The organism is Propioniciclava soli (genome assembly GCF_014858005.1).
In the GTDB taxonomy this organism is placed as follows: domain Bacteria; phylum Actinomycetota; class Actinomycetes; order Propionibacteriales; family Propionibacteriaceae; genus Propioniciclava; species Propioniciclava soli.
Genome location: NZ_JACYOT010000001.1, coordinates 76,536 through 92,587 on the forward strand (window position 1 = coordinate 76,536; position 16,052 = coordinate 92,587).

Below are 16,052 nucleotides of genomic sequence, written 5' to 3' on the forward strand. Positions count from 1 at the left end.
TCAGCGCCCCGCTGCGACCTTCGGCGCGGTTGCCGGTTCGTGTGCCGACTCCCCCGCCATCGGCTCCTCGGGGGCCAGCGGCGCCTCGGTGAGGACGGGGAGCTCGACGGTCGGCTCCTGCGCCTCGACCGCCGGGTTCGGCGTGGCGACGGGCACGTCGGGCACGACCGGCCAGACGACCGACGTGGCGTACCCGCTCGCCGCGGGCAGCGTCAGCGTGAGCGTCTGGCCCGCGGGGACGCTGCGGGCGCCGGACGCCTGCCCGCCGTAGCTGGGCATCGTCCAGGCCGTGCGTCCCACCGCCGCCTTCGTGCCCGCGGGGGCGGTGGCGGGCACCGTCACGGCGCTACCGGCACGGTTCGTCACCGTCACCTGCTGACCGGAGAGCGTCGCCGAGATGCTCGCCTGCTGGGTGGGCCAGGTGCTCTGGCGCAGCAGCTCCGTCCCGGCCTCGACCATCGTGGGGTTCACCACCGGTGCGTTCGTCGCGAACAGCGCCTGGTACCGGGTGAGGATCTGGTCCACCACCGGGTAGAGGATGCGCTCCCCGGCCAAGTTGGACTGGTGCGCATAGTGCGGCCGGGGGTCGTTGGCGAGCACGTGGCCGAGGTCGATGCGCGCCTCGAGCGGCGCGATGTAGCTGTCGTACCCGGTGGCGAGGTCGAGCGGGGCGATGCACGTCGTCGTCTCCGGGTGCGCCTCGCAGTAGCCCGAACCGCCGTCGGCCGCCGCCGTGTACATCCAGTTGTACTCGTCGGCCATCTGCTGCTTCGTGGCGGCGTTGTAGAACACGGCCATCGGGTAGCGCGGCACCGTGGTGGCCGGCCCGATCGTCCGCACCGTCGATTCGCGGGAGTTGTCCGTGGCGATCCAGGCGATCTTCTGCTGGGCCAGCGCCGTCGCGAGGTTGGGGTTGTCGTTCGGCATCTGCGGCAACGCGCGGATGCCCGAGTGCTCGCCGGTGACGAGCGCCTTGGCGTCGTAGTTGGGCAGCAGGTTCCACTGCGCGTAGCTCTTGTTCTTGCCGATCTCGGAGTTCAGGGTCGCCAGCGACGTCCACGCCACGGCGCCGGTGGCGTCCGTGCCGCACTGCCACGTGCCGAGGGCGGTGTAGTTCTGCGTGCAGCCCAACCACGGGTGCGACCAGGTGTGGTTGATCCAGCGGAGCTGGTACTTGTTGAGCAGCAGTGCCATCTCGAGCGGGTCGATCAACGTCTTGTGGTCGTTCTTGTACTCGGTGGCCCCGAACCCGTTGTAGACCATGTCGAGCTTCACGCCGGTCCGCTTCTGCCAGGCCAGTAGCGCCGTCACGTCGGCCTTCGTCATGCGGACGGTCGCGCCCGGCCCCTCGGGCGGATACACGGCCGGGTCGCAGTCGTCACCGATGGTGCAGTTGCCCTCGACGCTCCACAGGCTGTCGGGCAGCAGGACGTCGTCGATGTGAACGCTGAGGTAGTTGCGCGACGTGCCCAGGGTGACACCGCGGGTGAGCCACGCCACGATGCCGTGCGCGAGCACCTGGAAGTGCGCCTGGTGGCGGTTGGACGCGAACGTCGTGACCAACTGCTCGCGGCCGTCGTGGGTGAAGACGCCGAGCAGCGAGCCGGCCTCGGCCGAGCCCGGGATCGGCGCGGTCACGAGCGGCGTGAATGAGGTGGTGGCCGTCGGGGCCAGCGGTGTGGCCAGATAGCCCCAGGACTCGTCCACGCGCGGGTCGAGGTCGTCGAGGGTGAACGTGCCCTTCAGGTAGCGGAAGTCGGCGGCGAGCGCGGCCGGCGTCACGGTGGCGGTCAGCCCGTCGACGGCCCCGACGTAGCCGGGGTTGGCGGCGTAGTTCAGGCCCACCTCGGGGTGCGCCCACGTGTAGGCCGCCACCTCGCGGACGCCGAACGTGCGCTCGTACTGGGCCAACACCTGCCGCTCGGCCTCGCTGAGCTGGCTGGGCGCCTCGTTCGGCGCGACGACGCCCGAGAACTGGCCGTGCGCACCGGCGGCGTCCGTCGTCGCGAGGAAGTCGGCGGTGAGCGTCGGCCGGTCGGCCGCGTTCAGGTCGACCACCGTGGTCGGCTGCCCCTCGGACGCCAGCCGCGCCGCCAGGGCGGCGACCATGGGCTGGCCGTCGTCGAGCACGAGCACGTTGAGCCGAATGTCGGCGCGGACGGCCGTCGCGGCCGTGGCCGGCGCAGCCGCACCGGCGAGAAGAATGATGATCGAACCGACCAGTCCGCCCCAGACGCGGACGCATGACATTGGAACCACAGTGCTCCCCCCAGCACCCGTGGGGGAAACACCACAATCGGTGCCGGGAGGCCCCCCAACCGCACCGGCCCTCTCATGGTGAAACTCCCGTTCGGCCGCCGTCAAGACCCCCTCAGGGGGGCCGGATGCCCGGCGGCGGCGCCCTTGGACGGCCTTCACAGGAGAGTCACAGGGGCCGCCGCGGCATCCCCAGTAGTGGCAGGGGGTGCCGCGCCCGGTTGGTCGCGTCCGGCCGGGCGAGCCGGCACGGCCGCTCGGCCGATGATCGCCCCCGAAAGTCCCCCACGGGGGTGACATGCCCACCCCGCTACCGTGGACCCGTGAACCAGCCAGCCGTCGTCGTGTGCGCCCACGGCACCGACGACCCCGACGGCCGCGCGACGGTGCTCGGCATCGCCGCCGCGGTGGCGGCGCGACTGCCCGGCGTCGTGGTGCGGGACGCCTACGTCGACGTCCAGAGCCCCACCCTGGGCGAGGTGGTGGACGAGCTCGTTGCGGCAGGCCTGTCCGTCGTCGTGGTGCCCGTGCTGCTCACCCTCGGGTTCCACACCGAGGTCGACGTGGCGAGGGCGGTGGGCCGCCACCCCGGGCGCGTCGTCTCGACCGGCCCGCTCGGCCCGCACGAGGCCCTCGTGGACGCCCTGCTCGGCCGGCTCGCGGAGGCGTCCGTTGCGCCCGGCACGCCGCTGGTGGTCGCGGTCGCCGGCTCGTCGCGTCCCGCGGCCATCGCCGTCGGCCACGGGGTGGGGGACGCGGTGGCCGCTCGGTGGGACGGCCCGGTCACGGTCGGCTTCCTCTCGGCGGCCTCCCCGACCGTGCCGGACGCCGTCGCGGCGGCCCGGGCGCAGACCGACGGGCCGGTGGCGGCGGCGTCCTATCTGGTGGGTCGGGGGTTCTTCCAGCGCAAGCTCGAGCGCGCGGGTGCGGACGCGGTCAGCGCACCGCTCGGCGTCCACCCGCGGCTGATCGACGTGGTGGTGGAGCGCTACCGGGCCGGAGCGTCCGAGCTGGTTCCGGACGGCCTCACGCCGCGGCCGGACGCCTGACCCCCGAGTCCTCGGGCGGGCGCGGGCTCGGATCCACGTGCAAGCGCGTCGGTAGCATGGCGCGCACCTGCCAGCTCTGACCCACCGGTCCCGCGGTGAGGGTGCCGCCGGTGAGCCGAACCCGCTCGTCCAGGCCCAGGAGGCCGAACCCGGTGGAGTGGTCGGAGCGCAAGGGCGTCGCGGGCAGGGCGTTGGTGATCGTGAGTTCCAGGTGGGCGTCGTCGCGGGTCGCGCGGAGCGAGCAGGACGCCCCGGCGGCGGAGTAGCGCAGGATGTTGGTCGCGGCCTCACGGATGATGCGGGTGAGGGTCTTCTGGGTGCTCGGATCGGTCAGATCGACCGCCGGATCGACGTCCACGCTCACCTGGCGGCCGGCGTCGCGCAGCGTGGCGGCCGCGGCGTGCGCGGCCCGGGTGGGGGTGAGCCACGCCGCATCGGCATCCGCGGGCGCGGCGTCCGCCGAGGCCGGTTCGGCGCGCATGACGTGCAGCAGCAGGGCCAGGTCGGCCTGGGCGGAGCGGTTGATGGTGGCGACACGCTCGAGGGTGTTCCGCACGGCGGACGGATCGCTTTCGCGGGCGTGGGCGCCGACCTGCATGGTGATCAGCGAGAGCTGGTGCGCGACGATGTCGTGCAATTCCCCGGCCAGCTCCTTGCGGACGCTGTCTCGAGCCTCGTCGTGGCGCAGGGTCTCGTCGCGCAGCTGGCCCAACTGGTGCGTGCGGAGGCGGAGGAAGTACTGCATGACGAGGCCGATGATCACACCCAGCCCGGGATCGACCAGGGAGAGGGTCATGAGGCGCGGGTCGACCCCGCCGAACCAGGCCGCGGTGTAGAGCAGCCAGCCGCCCGCCATCACCCACCCCCACCGGGTGTCGCGGATCACGGCCAGCGCGGTCAACACCACCAGGGATGCCTGCGCCGGTTGGCCGGCCAGCACGTCCGCGCGCGCCCAGAGGAGCGAGAGCACGAGGACGGCGACCTGCACGCCGATGCCGAGCCACCAGCGCCACACCGACGCGGTGGTGCCGAGCAGCACGAGCGCCCACAGGGCGGTGGTGTGCCACGGAGCGTGCTGCTGGTGAAGCGTGATGGCCTCGGCGGCCACCAGGACCGTCGCCGCGGTGAGGGGCAGTAGGGCGCCCCACTGGAGCACCTCGTCGAGCTTCCGGCGCCGCAACAGGTGGCGCAGTGAGTCACGGGGGGCGGCGGACGCTGCCACGGGCCGGGTCGGCAGGGTCACGCGGAGGCGCCAGAGGCCCCCGTCGGTGGTCAGGTCCATGGCGCCACCCGTCGCCTCCACGCGCTGCTGGACCGAGCGCAGCGGGGTGGTGAGCGGGGCCGGTTCGTCGAGGCTCGGGTGGGAGATCTCGAGGACGGCGGCGTCCGGGGTGTGGGCAAGGCGCAGGGTGCACTCCACGCCGGCCGGTGCGTGGGACGCCACGAGCGGGACGGCGGCGCGGAGGGCGTTGGCGAGGAGGTCGCTGCTGAAGTCGCCGGCGCCCTCGGGCGGACGCGCGATCTCCAGGGCGACCGGGTGACCATGCCCGACCAGGAGGTCCTCGGCCTCCTCGGCCACCATCACCAGATCGGTCGGTTCACCTCCGCCGTCCGCCGGGTCGTCGGAGGGACGCCCCCGCAGGGTGGACACGAGCCCCCGGAGTTGCGCCAGCGCCTCGCGGGAGGAGGCCTCGATGCCGGCGAGGGCGCCGTGCATCCCGGCGGCGTCCGGCGCGGCGAGGCTGCGGCCCAGCACGCGCTGTTGGTCGGCGAGCCCGTCGGTCAGGAGCGTCGAGAGTTCGTCGGCCAGCGCTGCCCGTTCGTCGCGGGCGATCCGCTCGGTCTCGCGCTGCAGCCGCGCGATGTCGTCCTGGACGCGGTGGCTCCGGGCAATCAGGGCGCGGGTGACGAGGCCCACGGCCACGACCCCGAGCACGAGGGCGATGCTGAGCCCGAAGGTCGAGGGCTGGGTGCGCAGGCCGACCGCCACCGTGTGGGCGAGGTACGCCGTGAGCGTCAGGAGCACCGCCCGGCGGGAACCGACCGCGGTCATGACGAGGATGCCGACCAGCAGCGGGAGAACGCCCTGGCCGAGGATGACCACGAACGTGGAGGCCAGGGGGATGGCGGACAGGAGCACGCCGAGCTTGGGTCGGAACACCGTGGTCACCACGGCAAGGGTTGAGGAGAGCGCGATGGGGACGGCCACCGGGGCGCCGACGCCCGAGGCCGCATGCGTCGAGAGGGTGGAGGTCAGATCGACGAGGGCCACCGCGATCAGCACCCAGCGCATCGCCCGCAGCGGTCGCGGCAGGGCGGCACGCCCGCGGCGGGCCGCGGCGTCCTTCCGGTCGATCCCCGCATCGCTCCGATCGCGAGGGTGCAGGTCAGGTTGACGGGCGGGCGAATTCCACATCTGTGTGCATCCTGTGGGTGGCGATTCCGTCCTCAGCGTAGACGACCCCTGACGCGGGGTCAGGGGCGTCCCACGGCGGACCCGCGTGGGGGTGAACGCGGTCATTCGTGGGGAATGGTCGCCGCGACGATCCACTCCTCGCCGACGGGCCCGGCGCTGAAGGTTCCGCCCGTGAGGCTGATCCGCTCGCGGAGGCCGCGCAGGCCCCAGCCCCACGCCGGGTCGGCGGGGGCGTCCGAAGCCCGTGGGTTGCGGCCGTGGAACGAGACCTGGTGGTCACTGACCTGCACCTCGATCGTGCACCGCGACCCGGGCAGGGCGTGGTGCTGTTGGTTGCGGACCGTCTCGTTGATCAGCCGGGCCAGCGTCCGCTGGACGGTCATGTCGAGCCCGTCTGCCGCGGCCGGCACGCGCACGGCCGGCTCGAACCCCGCCTGGATGAGCAGCAGCTGACCGTCGGCACCCGCCTGGGTGGGCGACTCGCGTTCGGCCAGCTCGCGGATCTCGGTGCCGGACGCGCCCGTGGCCGGGTCGTCGCGGAGCACCCGGACAAGGAGGCGGAGCTCACTCAGCGCGGCCGCGTTGGACCGCTCCACCGCGGTCAGGGCCCGGCGCAGCACTGCTGGTTCGCCGCTGCCGTGGGCCGCCATCAGGTGCAGGGAGGCGGTGGAGAGGTGGTGGACGACCACGTCGTGCAGGTCCGCCGAGAGGGCGCGACGTTCATCGGCTCGGATGCGGGCGTTCTCGGTGGCCATCCGGAAGGCTGAGCGTTCCGTCCGCTCGCCGCGTTCGCGGACGACGTGTCCCACCCATCCGGCCACCAGCCCAACCGCCAGGCTGAGACCGAGCACGAGCAGGGTGAAGAGGCGCGGCTCCGCGCCGGGAACCACGGCGACACGCAGGGCCACGTAGCCGGCGAGGCCGGCGCTCACCAGCAGCGCCGGTCGCCGCGCGAGCTGGAGGACGGCCAGCGCGGTCACCACGGTGAGAAGCACCGCGTCCATGCTGGTCGAGGGCCAGAACAGCGCGGTGGCCAGGGGGGCGGCCGCCAGCGCCAGCCCCAACCGGGGCCGCCACAGAGCGCAGATGATCGCGACGTAGGCCGTCACGTCCATGGTGGTGACGAGCGCTCGGGTCTCGAACTCGGTGGGTGAGGTGACGCTGAGCCGGACCAGGTCGATGAGCAGGAACAGGATGACCGCCGCCAGCAGGACGCGGACGAGGTCGGTGGTCGCGAGACTGCGCAGGCGCCGAACCAGCGCGAAGGCCGTCGCCTCGGAGGTGTTCATCGAGAGGGCGCTCATGGGGGTGTGTCACCGGGGGCAGGCCGGAAACCACGGGAACCAGAGGCAGGAGTCGGGCCGATCCCCGCCGACGGACGGCGCGACGGGCCCCAGGGCCACCAGCGGCCAGATCATGAGCGTGGAGAGGAACTTCTTCATCGGGGTGCCTTTCACGAGGGTGTGGTCACGGTGGGTGACCTCCGCCAGCCTCCGCTTCGACGGCGGGCGGGCACCATTCACCAATGGACACAGTGGTCGTCACGACTCGTCCGGCGCGGTCATCTCAGGGGACACGCCGAGACGTTGGCCGGAAGTGAACTGTCAGGCGGCCAGCACGCTGCCGTTGGATGGGGGCCATGAGTACCGCACCCAGCACCCGAGCGGTCCGGGTCCTCGTCGCCGACGACGACGCCCTGGTCCGCGAAGCGTACCGGTCGTTCTTCAGGACGACCCCGACCTACACCCTCGTCGGTGAGGCTCGCAACGGCAACGAGGCCCACGACACCTACGCCACCCTGCTCCCCGACGTCGTCCTCATGGACCTGCAGATGCCGACCTGTTCCGGCATTGAGGCCACCTCGCGCATCTGTGCCCGCTGGAGCAACGCCTGCGTGGTGGCCCTCACCACGTTCGGCACCCGCGAGTACATCGTCGCGGCGCTGCGGGCGGGGGCGTCCGGCTACCTCTTGAAGGACACCGGCGCGCACAACCTCGTGGCCGGCATCGAACAGGCGATGCGTGGGGACATGCCGATGTCGGCGTCCGTGCGACGGCAGCTCGTGGACTCCGTCACCTCGGACAACCCGGTGGGCCGCCAGCCCGTCGACATCGGCCTCACCCCGCGGGAGACCGAGTTGCTGGGATGGCTGACCCAGGGGCTGACCAATGTCCAGATCGGCCGGCAGATGTACGTCTCGGAGGGGTCGGTGAAGCAGTACCTGGCCCACGTCGGCGACAAGATGGGCGTCAAGTCCCGCACCCAGATCCTCGTCCGGGCCATCCAGCTCAACATCGTCGATCCTCATTCCCTGCCCGCCGTCAGCGAGCACATGGCTGCCCGCTGAGAAGTTCGCCGGTCGCGTGCGGCCCCACCCTCTCGGCCCCGGAGTTGCCCGCTCCGGGGCCGTCTGTCATAGCAGTGCCGACGTTGGGGCGGACCGATCGGGCAGGCCCCCTAACCAACGGGCAGCCTTCACTGCAATTGATTGACCCCTCCCGACCGGGGCAGTTGACTGGCGGCAGAAACACACACACATGCCGCGTGTGAAGGTCACACCGGACAGCACAAGGAGGTGAGTTCCATGGCCGAGATCATCGACATGCAGAACAACGATCCCGACGTCCCCGACGAGGAGAAGGACTCCTACGTCTCCTACTTCGCCTGCCGCAATTCCCACCAGAGCCAAGCCCTGTGCTGGCGCTACTGAATCCGTCACCCCGAGGAGGCACACCGTGAGCGACGTGCTCAGGCTTCAGAATCGCTCCGACGACACCCCGGCGGTTCCGTCGGAGGAAAAGGTGTCGATGGTCAGCGTCTTCCAGTGCTACAACAGCGCCGTCAGCGTCGTGATGTGCCAGGCGTTCGGGCGGCTTTGACCCATCGCGCCACGGACGCATCAGGGAGCCCGTGCCGGTCGGCGCCTATCCGACCGGAGCGAACTCCCTGAACCCCCACCATCGTGCCACCCCGGTGGCCGAAAGTACATCCCCTTTTCACCCCCGCCGGGGGTGAGCCCACCACAGAAAGGTGATCGCTGATGCCTTCGCACGTCTCCAGCGCCGAGCGCATCGGCGACCTCCTGACCGACCCGCCGACCCACCCGCTGCGGCGGCTCCTGCTCATTCTGCGCTCCGACCCCCGCGCCATGGTGGTCGCGTTCCTGGGCACGGTGGTCGCCTCGCTCGCGTCCCTCGTCCAGCCCGCCCTCACCGGCTCCCTCGTCGGGGCGCTGCAGTCCCTGGACATGCCGCAGCTGATCACCATGGGGAGTCTGCTGGTCGGGGCCGCGCTGTTCGCGTCCCTCGTGACCGCCGGCGTCAACCTCGTGGTCGCCTATGCGGGCAACCGGCTGGTGCGCACCTTCCGCGACCAGTCGGCGGCCATCGCGTTGCGCGTCCCGGCCGAAAAACTCGTCGAGCATCCCACGGCCGATCTCGTGGCCCGGTGCTCGATCGATTCGGACAAGATGGGCGAGGTCTTCACCCGCGGGCCGATCCAGGCGCTCGGCAGCATGGTGCTCGTCGTCGGCTCGCTCGTGCAGATGGTGGTGCTCGACCCGATTCTCACCGTCTCCGCGGTCGGGCTGTGCGTGCTGGCCCTGGTCGTCATCATCGTCTCCTCCAGCCGCCTGACCGGCGTGGCGTTCGAGCGCCAGGAGGCGCAGGGCGCCTACGTCGCCGAGATGACGCGGGCCCTGGACTCGGTGCTGACCATCCGGGCGTTCGTCGCGAACGCGTTCGCCATCGGACGCCTCTCCGGCACCTCGCAGCGGCTGCAGGACGCGTCCAACAAGTCGGCCCGGGCCCAGGCATTCATGGAGCCGATGGTGTCCGCCCTCGTGCAGGGCACCATGCTCGTCATCATCCTCATCGCGTTCGCGCGGGTGCAGACCGGCGCCCTGGCGGTGGATTCCCTGGTCGCGTTCTTCATGTACACGATGATGTTGATCGGCCCCATCGCCGGGTCGACGGACACGGTCATGCTGATGGCCGAGACCCTCGGGGCCCTCAAGCGGCTCGTCGAGTTGAAGGCCGTCACGGAACGACTGCCGCGCGACACGCAGCTCATCCGCGCCGAGCTCGACGCGATGTCGCTCGAGGAGTACGGAAACCGGCCCCGCGCGAACCCCGACGTCATCGAGGGCGACATCAGCTTCCGCAACGTCTCGGTGCGGTACGCCACGGGCGGCTCCACCGACCGCGAACACGCGATCGCGGACGTCTCCTTCGACGTGCGGGCCGGCTCGTGGGTGGTGCTCACCGGCACGTCCGGCTCGGGCAAGTCGACGATCCTCTCGCTCATGGAGCGGTTCCTGGTGCCGAGCCAGGGGTTGATCCTGGTGGACGGCGTCCCCATCGAGGATCGCGACGAGGACGTCTACCGCAGCCAGATCGGTTACATCGAACAGGCCTGCCCGTTGTTCGCCGGCACCGTGCGCGACAACCTCCTGCTGGGGCGCACCGACATCTCCGATGAGGCCTGCTGGGAGATGGTCGACCACGTCGGGCTGCTGGGCACGATCCGGGACCGCGACGAGGGTCTGGACGCCCCCGTCGGCGAGTCGGCCTACGCCTTCTCGGGGGGCGAGCGGCAGCGCCTCGCCATCGCGCGCACGCTGCTCCGCTCGCCGCGGATGCTTCTGCTGGACGAGATCACCTCCGGTCTCGACGTGCTCAACCGGATGCAGATCATGGAGCTGATCCGCACCACGATGGGCGACATCACGGTGCTCGCCGCCGGCCACGGCCGGTTCGGCACCGACTGGGCCGACCAGGTGCTCGTCATGGACCGGGGCCGGCTCGTCGAGAACGGCCATCCCACCGAGGTGGCGGCGCGATCGTCGCTGTTCCGTTCCCTCATCGCCCAGTGACCCCGTCGCCCCGTAGAGGAGATCCCGTGCTCGACCTGCCCGACCTGTCCTGGGTCGACGACCTCGACGCCGAGCAGCTGCTCGCCGCGTTGGCCACCCACGGTTGCGAGGTCGACGGGGATCCCAGCCATGCGACCCCGGGCGGTGCCGAGTCCGATGGGCCCAGCTACCAGCTCATCCCCCTGGGCGACGCCTGGCTGCGCCTCGAACCCGACAGCGGTGGTCGGCTGTGGGGGGCCATGATTCCGGACGCCCGCCACCCCGATGTCACCAACGGTGAGCCGCCGATGCGCTTCGACGACGACGCGGAGGATCTGTTGGGCTGGATGATGGCCCGCGCCGACATCGACGGGTCGGGGCAGCGGTGGGTGACCGTCATGCGGCGTCCGGAACGGGAGGCCTACGTCGCGCTGTTGTACGACGCGGGTACGATCCGTCCCGTGCGCCAGCTGCTGGTGAGGGGGGTCTACCCCGACATCAGCCTCATCGACGACGGCCATCACCTGGCGTTCGTGGAGCCCGACCGGGAGGTCACCGGCGGGCAGCGGGCGATCGTGGCTCGGGCCGACCCCGACCTCTTCGAGGAGTCGCGGCAGGTGATCGCCTACTCGGCCACCGGGGGCATCGGCATCAAGCCCTGCTCGGTGCGACGCTTCTTCAAGATGAGTCACGGCATCCGCTCGGAGCGGGTGTGGGACGTGGTGGACGTGCGCCAGGACCCCCCGCAACCCATCGCCGTCCCGGGCGCACCGAAGGACCCGAGCCTGTTCGACATGGCGTTGCTGGACGGCCTCCCCGTCCTCGTCCAGCTCTACAACGGTGACGGTTCCTGGACCCTGATGGCCAGCCTGCTCGACGACGGCCAGGTCATGCGGTCCTGGGCGTGCGCGTCCGGCGTGGGTGCGGCCCGCGAGATCACCTCGGGGGTGGGGTACGCCGTCGTCCGGGTGAGCCGCGACGGCGAGGAGTCCCTGCACCGCGTCGACATCGACGGCTTCTCCACGGGCCGCTCCCCCCTGCTGGTCGCACCCGGGCTGCTCGACCTGCGCTACAACCAGGTGACACCGTCCATCGGCTTCGCGGCGACCGAGATGAGCGGCGGCATCCCGCCCTTCGTCTGGTACTTCAACCGCGCCGGGGAGTGCCGCAACGACCCGGCCGACATCGCCCAGCGGGCCGCCGGGCTCGCCCGCGCCCGCCGGGAGCGCGTCACGTCCGACGACGGGTACGCCTTCGATCTCGACCTCCGGTGGCCGGCCTCGGCGGGGGACCGCTTCGTGGGCCCGGTGGTCGTCATGCTGTACGGCGCCTACGGGCTCGATCTCGACCTGGATTCCGACCCCGACCTCAAGCAGTGGCTTGACCGGGGCTTCGCCGTGGCCACCCCCCACGTGCGGGGCGGGGGTCCGGAGCTGCGCCACCTCGCCGGCACGCGGGCGAAGCGCGGCCGCTCCCTGATGGACGCCGCCGCCGCGATCCGCCACCTGCGCGCCGGCGTGGGCGTCGTCGAGGCCACGGACATCGTGACGCTCGGGGCGTCCGCCGGGGGGTTCCTCTCCGCGACGATGGTGAACGTGTGCCCCGGTGAGGTGGACGTGTGCGTGGTCGTGAACGGGTTCGTCGACCCGCTGACCAGCCTGGTGCGACGCGACACCTTGACCTCGGCCAGCGACGAGGACGAATGGGGTGACCCGACCAACCCGAACGACGTGGCGGTGCTGCACGCGATCTCCCCGGTGGAGAACCTGACGCCGTCGGCGGCCGAAGCGCTCGTGGTGGTGGCCGGCTGCGACGTGCGGGTCAACCCCCGCCAGGGCCTGAAGTGGGCGCTCGGCTACCGGGCCCTGGGGGGCTCGGTCGAGCTCTGGTACGACCCGAACGGCGCCCACGACTGCTGGGGCGCCGGCATGCCGCGCACGGCGTTGGTCGACTGGGTCAGCGCCGCGGTCGCGCGCCGACGGGCCAAGGTGGCAGCCTGAGCCGCGCGTCGGCCCGGCCCACCGGTCCGCCCCCACGTCACGTGGCGCACTGCCGCCTCACGTGGCGAGGCTTGAACCCACCTGGCGCACCCCAGCTCACGTGGCGGCCCGTGCGCGGCCCGCCACGTGGGCCCCACTGCGCCACGTGGGGTTGGGGCCCGCCACGTGAGGCGGAAGTGCGCCACGTGGGGTCATCCCGGGGGTGGCTCGGGGCGGGAGTGCTCACCGGCCGAACGGCTGGTGGGCGTCGTCGCAGGTCGTGCCGGGGGCCGGCAGGACGCCGTCGAGGAGGTAGGCGTCCACGTGCGCGGTGGCGCAGGGAGAGATGCCGTAGGCGGTGTGGCCCCAGTTGGTGCTCGTCAACAGCCGGCTGCGGGGGAGCAGCCGGGCGGTCGAACGGGCCGCCTCGTAGCTGGTGGCCGGGTCGTACAGGTTGCCGACGACCAGCAGCGGGTGGGCCGTCACGGTGTTGAACGGGCCGGCGTAGGCGTCCTCGTCGTGGGCACCCCACAGCTGACCGGCGCAGTAGACGGAGTTCCAGAGCCAGTACCGGCCGACGTGGGGGGCACGGGTGTCCTCAGTGTTGGCCAGGGCGTCCCAGGCCGCGGGACTGCGCGGGTTGCGGCTGTCGGTGCACATGATCGCCGGAACCTGCTCGAGGGTGTTCTCGTAGCCGGCCGCCCGGCGGAGCGAGGCCGCGGCCGTCCGGGAGTAGCGCCGGGAGAGGTCGACGCGGGCGTCCCGGGTGAGGTCGCTGGACTGCAGCTCGTCGAGCATCGCTGCCAGGGCGGGCACGGATTCGGCGCCGACGTCGGAGTACAACGAGAAGATCACCGTGGTGATGAACATCTGGTAGGTCACGTCGTAGGCGCCCTCAGGGTCGGCCACGGTCACGGGCCCCGCCAGCAGCCGTTGCGCCACGCGGTCGAAGGTGGCTTGCGGATCGGGGACGCCGCAGGCTTCGGACGCCGCCGCGCAGCGCCGCAGCACTTCGGTGAGGGCCTTGCTCGTGGCTGTTGCCGAGTCCATCCGGACGCTCATCGGCGTCTGCGCGGTGGCGTCGGTGCCGACCCAGGCGGTCGGGTCGACGACGCCGTCGAGGGCGATGGCCCGCACCCGGTCGGGGAACAGGTTGGCGTACACCTGCCCGAGGTACGTGCCATAGGAGAAGCCGAGGTAGGTGAGCTGCTCGTCACCGACGGCGCGCCGCAGCACGTCCATGTCGCGGGCCACCTGGGCCGTCGAGATGGCCGAGGCCACTTCCCTGCCGAAGCCGGCGCAGCTCTTCGCGAGCCTGCGGGCGGCATGGACGAAGCTCTTCTCCTCGGCCTCGGTGACGGGGAACGACATGCCGACCAGCGTGCCGGTCACCCGGTCGAGCCTCGCCACCGTGGGGAAGCACTGGGTGTTCGTGCTGCCGTTGGTGCCGCGGGGATCCATGCCGATGAGGTCGAACCGGTCGAGCACCTCCTCACCCAGCCACTCCGTGGCCCGCAGCGGAAACGCAGCACCCGACGCCCCCGGCCCGCCGGGGTTGAGGAACAGGCTGCCGAGGCGGCGGCTCTGGTCGCGGGCGGGGATCCGCGTCACGGCGATGTCGACGCTCGCGCCCCCGGGCTCGTCGTAGTCGAGCGGCAGCCGGACCGTGGCGCACTCGCCGAGCTCGCACGGCTCCCACGCCAGGGTGGGGGTGGGGACGGTGTCGACGCGGGCGCGTTCGCGCGCGGAGGTGGTGGGGGCGGCGTCCGCCGCCAGGGGTGGCACGGTCACCGTCGCCAGGCAGGTGAGCGCCAGCAGGGCGGACGCGAGCGTGCGGCGTCCGCGGGGGGTGCGAGGGCTGCGGGGGCGGGCGCGTCGGGCGCGAGGGAGCGGGGTCATGGCGGGTCCTCCGGGTCGTGGGGCGGTCACCTCCACTCCACGCCCCGCGCCGACGCCCACGCCATGGGCTTTCGGGCAGAGTCGTCGCCCGCTCACGGGGGGGTGGCCGCGTGGTGTGAAGCGGCGGTGACACAGGCGTTACCGGCGGCGTCATTGCCTGCAATGCGCGCTGTCTACCGTCAGGGCAGGAGCAGCGTCGCTCACGGCCCCCGACCCGAAGGAGCGACCATGACCAGCACCGCGTCGCGCTCGACCGCCACCACGACCCTCGATCACGGCCTGCGCCGCAACCCCGGCCGTTGGATCGATGGCTGGGATCCGGAGAACCGCGACCAGTGGGAGGGCGTGGGCCGCCCCATGGCGCGCCGCAACCTGTACTGGTCGATCTTCGCCGAATTCCTCGGCTTCGCCGTCTGGGCGCTGTGGAGCATCGTCGTGCCCCGCCTCAACACGGTCGGCTTCGACCTGAGCGTGGACCAGATGTTCTGGCTCGTCAGCACGCCGGCCCTGGTGGGAGCCACCCTCCGCATTCCCTACACCTTCGCGGTGCCGACGTTCGGTGGCCGCACGTGGACGATGGTCTCCGCGCTGCTCCTGCTGATCCCGACCGGGGCGCTCGCCTGGGCCGTCCACCACCCCGAGCTGCCGTTCGGCGCCCTCGTCGCGATCGCGGCGCTCGCCGGGTTCGGCGGCGGCAACTTCGCCTCCTCGATGGCGAACATCTCCTTCTTCTTTCCGGCCCGGGAGAAGGGCGCCGCGCTCGGCCTCAACGCCGCGGGCGGGAACATCGGCACCGCGGCCGTCCAGTTCGCGGTGCCGATCGTCGTCGTGATCGGCGGCGGCATGGCGCTCGACCGGGCGGGCCTCATGTTCATCCCGCTCGCGTTGCTCGCCGCCTTCGGCGCCTGGAAGTACATGGACAACCTGTCCCACGCCAAGGCCGACCCCCGCGCCTACGCGGCCGCGCTGAAGCACCCCCACACGTGGATCATCGCGTTCATCTACATCGGCACCTTCGGCAGCTTCATCGGGTACTCCGGCTCCTTCCCGACGCTGCTCGTCAACCTGTTCCCGCAGGTGACGCTCTCACTCGCCTTCCTGGGTGCGCTGGTCGGCTCGGTCACCCGGCCGCTGGGCGGCTCGCTCTCGGACCGGTGGGGCGGCGGCATCGTCACCGTCATCTCCTTCGGCGCCATGGCCCTGGGCGCGGTGGGCGCGATCTTCGGTTTGCAGCAGCAGTCGTTCGTGCTGTTCTTCTGCTCCTTCCTGTGGCTGTTCGTGTTCACCGGCATCGGCAACGGCTCGATCTACCGGATGATCCCGGCCGTCTTCGCGGGCACGGCCGGCACGCAGACCGACGCCCTGCTGCACGCCAGCCGGTCCGCGGCGGGTTGCATCGGCATCGCGGGGGCCATCGGGGCGTTCGGCGGCTTCCTCATCCCCCGCGGGTTCGCGATGTCGACGACCGCCACCGGCGGCATCCAGGCCGCGCTGTGGGTGCTGATCGGCGCGTACGTGCTGATGGGCGTCCTCACCTGGGCGGTCTACCTGCGCCCGGGTTCGAAGCTCGCCGCCCTCAAGGTCTGACACCGGACGCCGCC

The 16,052-nt window shown here is 71.8% G+C and carries 12 protein-coding genes; 7 read left to right on the top strand and 5 right to left on the bottom strand.

The annotated features are described in order from the left end of the window. Entirely contained in the window at nt 1-2,250 is a 2,250-nt protein-coding gene (locus IFY26_RS00360; RefSeq protein ID WP_232547024.1) for a hypothetical protein, read from the bottom strand. A 329-nt stretch (nt 2,251-2,579) separates the two neighbouring features. Between IFY26_RS00360 and IFY26_RS00365 the strand changes: the two genes are divergently transcribed. Beyond that, nucleotides 2,580-3,305, top strand: coding sequence for a sirohydrochlorin chelatase (locus IFY26_RS00365; RefSeq protein WP_232547025.1), 726 nt, complete (start codon nt 2,580-2,582; stop codon nt 3,303-3,305). Here the strand turns inward: IFY26_RS00365 and IFY26_RS00370 are convergent. From IFY26_RS00370 to IFY26_RS17605, 3 genes are all read right to left on the bottom strand, one after another. Then, nucleotides 3,283-5,721 (bottom strand): sensor histidine kinase, encoded by a 2,439-nt coding sequence (locus IFY26_RS00370; protein ID WP_232547026.1) that lies wholly within the window; start codon nt 5,719-5,721, stop codon nt 3,283-3,285. The genes IFY26_RS00365 and IFY26_RS00370 overlap by 23 nt on opposite strands. 101 nt (nt 5,722-5,822) lie before the next feature. Next, nucleotides 5,823-7,025: a sensor histidine kinase gene (locus tag IFY26_RS00375; protein WP_232547027.1), complete on the bottom strand. Its 1,203-nt coding sequence runs from the start codon at nt 7,023-7,025 to the stop codon at nt 5,823-5,825. Between the two features lie 9 nt (nt 7,026-7,034). Continuing rightward, nucleotides 7,035-7,163: a hypothetical protein gene (locus IFY26_RS17605; protein ID WP_269778942.1), complete on the bottom strand. Its 129-nt coding sequence runs from the start codon at nt 7,161-7,163 to the stop codon at nt 7,035-7,037. Between the two features lie 197 nt (nt 7,164-7,360). Here IFY26_RS17605 and IFY26_RS00380 point away from each other — a divergent pair, with 197 nt between their 5' ends. The 5 genes from IFY26_RS00380 (at nt 7,361) to IFY26_RS00395 (ending at nt 12,573) form a co-directional block, all read left to right on the top strand. Next, nucleotides 7,361-8,068: a response regulator gene (locus IFY26_RS00380; protein ID WP_232547028.1), complete on the top strand. Its 708-nt coding sequence runs from the start codon at nt 7,361-7,363 to the stop codon at nt 8,066-8,068. Between the two features lie 237 nt (nt 8,069-8,305). Then, complete coding sequence (locus IFY26_RS17610) at nt 8,306-8,431, top strand: hypothetical protein (protein ID WP_269778943.1); 126 nt, start codon at nt 8,306-8,308, stop codon at nt 8,429-8,431. Between the two features lie 25 nt (nt 8,432-8,456). Next, nucleotides 8,457-8,600 (top strand): hypothetical protein, encoded by a 144-nt coding sequence (locus IFY26_RS00385; protein ID WP_232547029.1) that lies wholly within the window; start codon nt 8,457-8,459, stop codon nt 8,598-8,600. Nucleotides 8,601-8,761: 161 nt separating this feature from the next. Continuing rightward, nucleotides 8,762-10,594, top strand: coding sequence for an ABC transporter ATP-binding protein (locus IFY26_RS00390; protein WP_232547030.1), 1,833 nt, complete (start codon nt 8,762-8,764; stop codon nt 10,592-10,594). A 26-nt stretch (nt 10,595-10,620) separates the two neighbouring features. After that, nucleotides 10,621-12,573, top strand: a complete 1,953-nt coding sequence (locus IFY26_RS00395) for a S9 family peptidase (protein ID WP_232547031.1) — start codon at nt 10,621-10,623, stop codon at nt 12,571-12,573. Between the two features lie 222 nt (nt 12,574-12,795). On the opposite strand, the gene IFY26_RS00400 is transcribed toward IFY26_RS00395, so the two are convergent. Continuing rightward, entirely contained in the window at nt 12,796-14,451 is a 1,656-nt protein-coding gene (locus IFY26_RS00400) for an alpha/beta hydrolase (RefSeq protein ID WP_232547032.1), read from the bottom strand. A gap of 228 nt (nt 14,452-14,679) precedes the next feature. Between IFY26_RS00400 and IFY26_RS00405 the strand changes: the two genes are divergently transcribed. Beyond that, on the top strand, nt 14,680-16,038 hold the full coding sequence (locus IFY26_RS00405; RefSeq protein WP_232547033.1) for an MFS transporter: 1,359 nt from the start codon (nt 14,680-14,682) through the stop codon (nt 16,036-16,038). Nucleotides 16,039-16,052 lie beyond the last annotated feature (14 nt).

Excerpts from the sequence above, each read along its gene's own strand:
- IFY26_RS00360 (WP_232547024.1), bottom strand. The coding sequence starts at position 2,250 with ATGTCATGCGTCCGCGTCTGGGGCGGACTGGTCGGTTCGATCATCATT.
- IFY26_RS00375 (WP_232547027.1), bottom strand. The coding sequence starts at position 7,025 with ATGAGCGCCCTCTCGATGAACACCTCCGAGGCGACGGCCTTCGCGCTG.
- IFY26_RS17605 (WP_269778942.1), bottom strand. The coding sequence starts at position 7,163 with ATGAAGAAGTTCCTCTCCACGCTCATGATCTGGCCGCTGGTGGCCCTG.
- IFY26_RS17610 (WP_269778943.1), top strand. The coding sequence starts at position 8,306 with ATGGCCGAGATCATCGACATGCAGAACAACGATCCCGACGTCCCCGAC.
- IFY26_RS00370 (WP_232547026.1), bottom strand. The coding sequence starts at position 5,721 with ATGTGGAATTCGCCCGCCCGTCAACCTGACCTGCACCCTCGCGATCGG.
- IFY26_RS00390 (WP_232547030.1), top strand. The coding sequence starts at position 8,762 with ATGCCTTCGCACGTCTCCAGCGCCGAGCGCATCGGCGACCTCCTGACC.
- IFY26_RS00400 (WP_232547032.1), bottom strand. The coding sequence starts at position 14,451 with ATGACCCCGCTCCCTCGCGCCCGACGCGCCCGCCCCCGCAGCCCTCGC.
- IFY26_RS00380 (WP_232547028.1), top strand. The coding sequence starts at position 7,361 with ATGAGTACCGCACCCAGCACCCGAGCGGTCCGGGTCCTCGTCGCCGAC.
- IFY26_RS00405 (WP_232547033.1), top strand. The coding sequence starts at position 14,680 with ATGACCAGCACCGCGTCGCGCTCGACCGCCACCACGACCCTCGATCAC.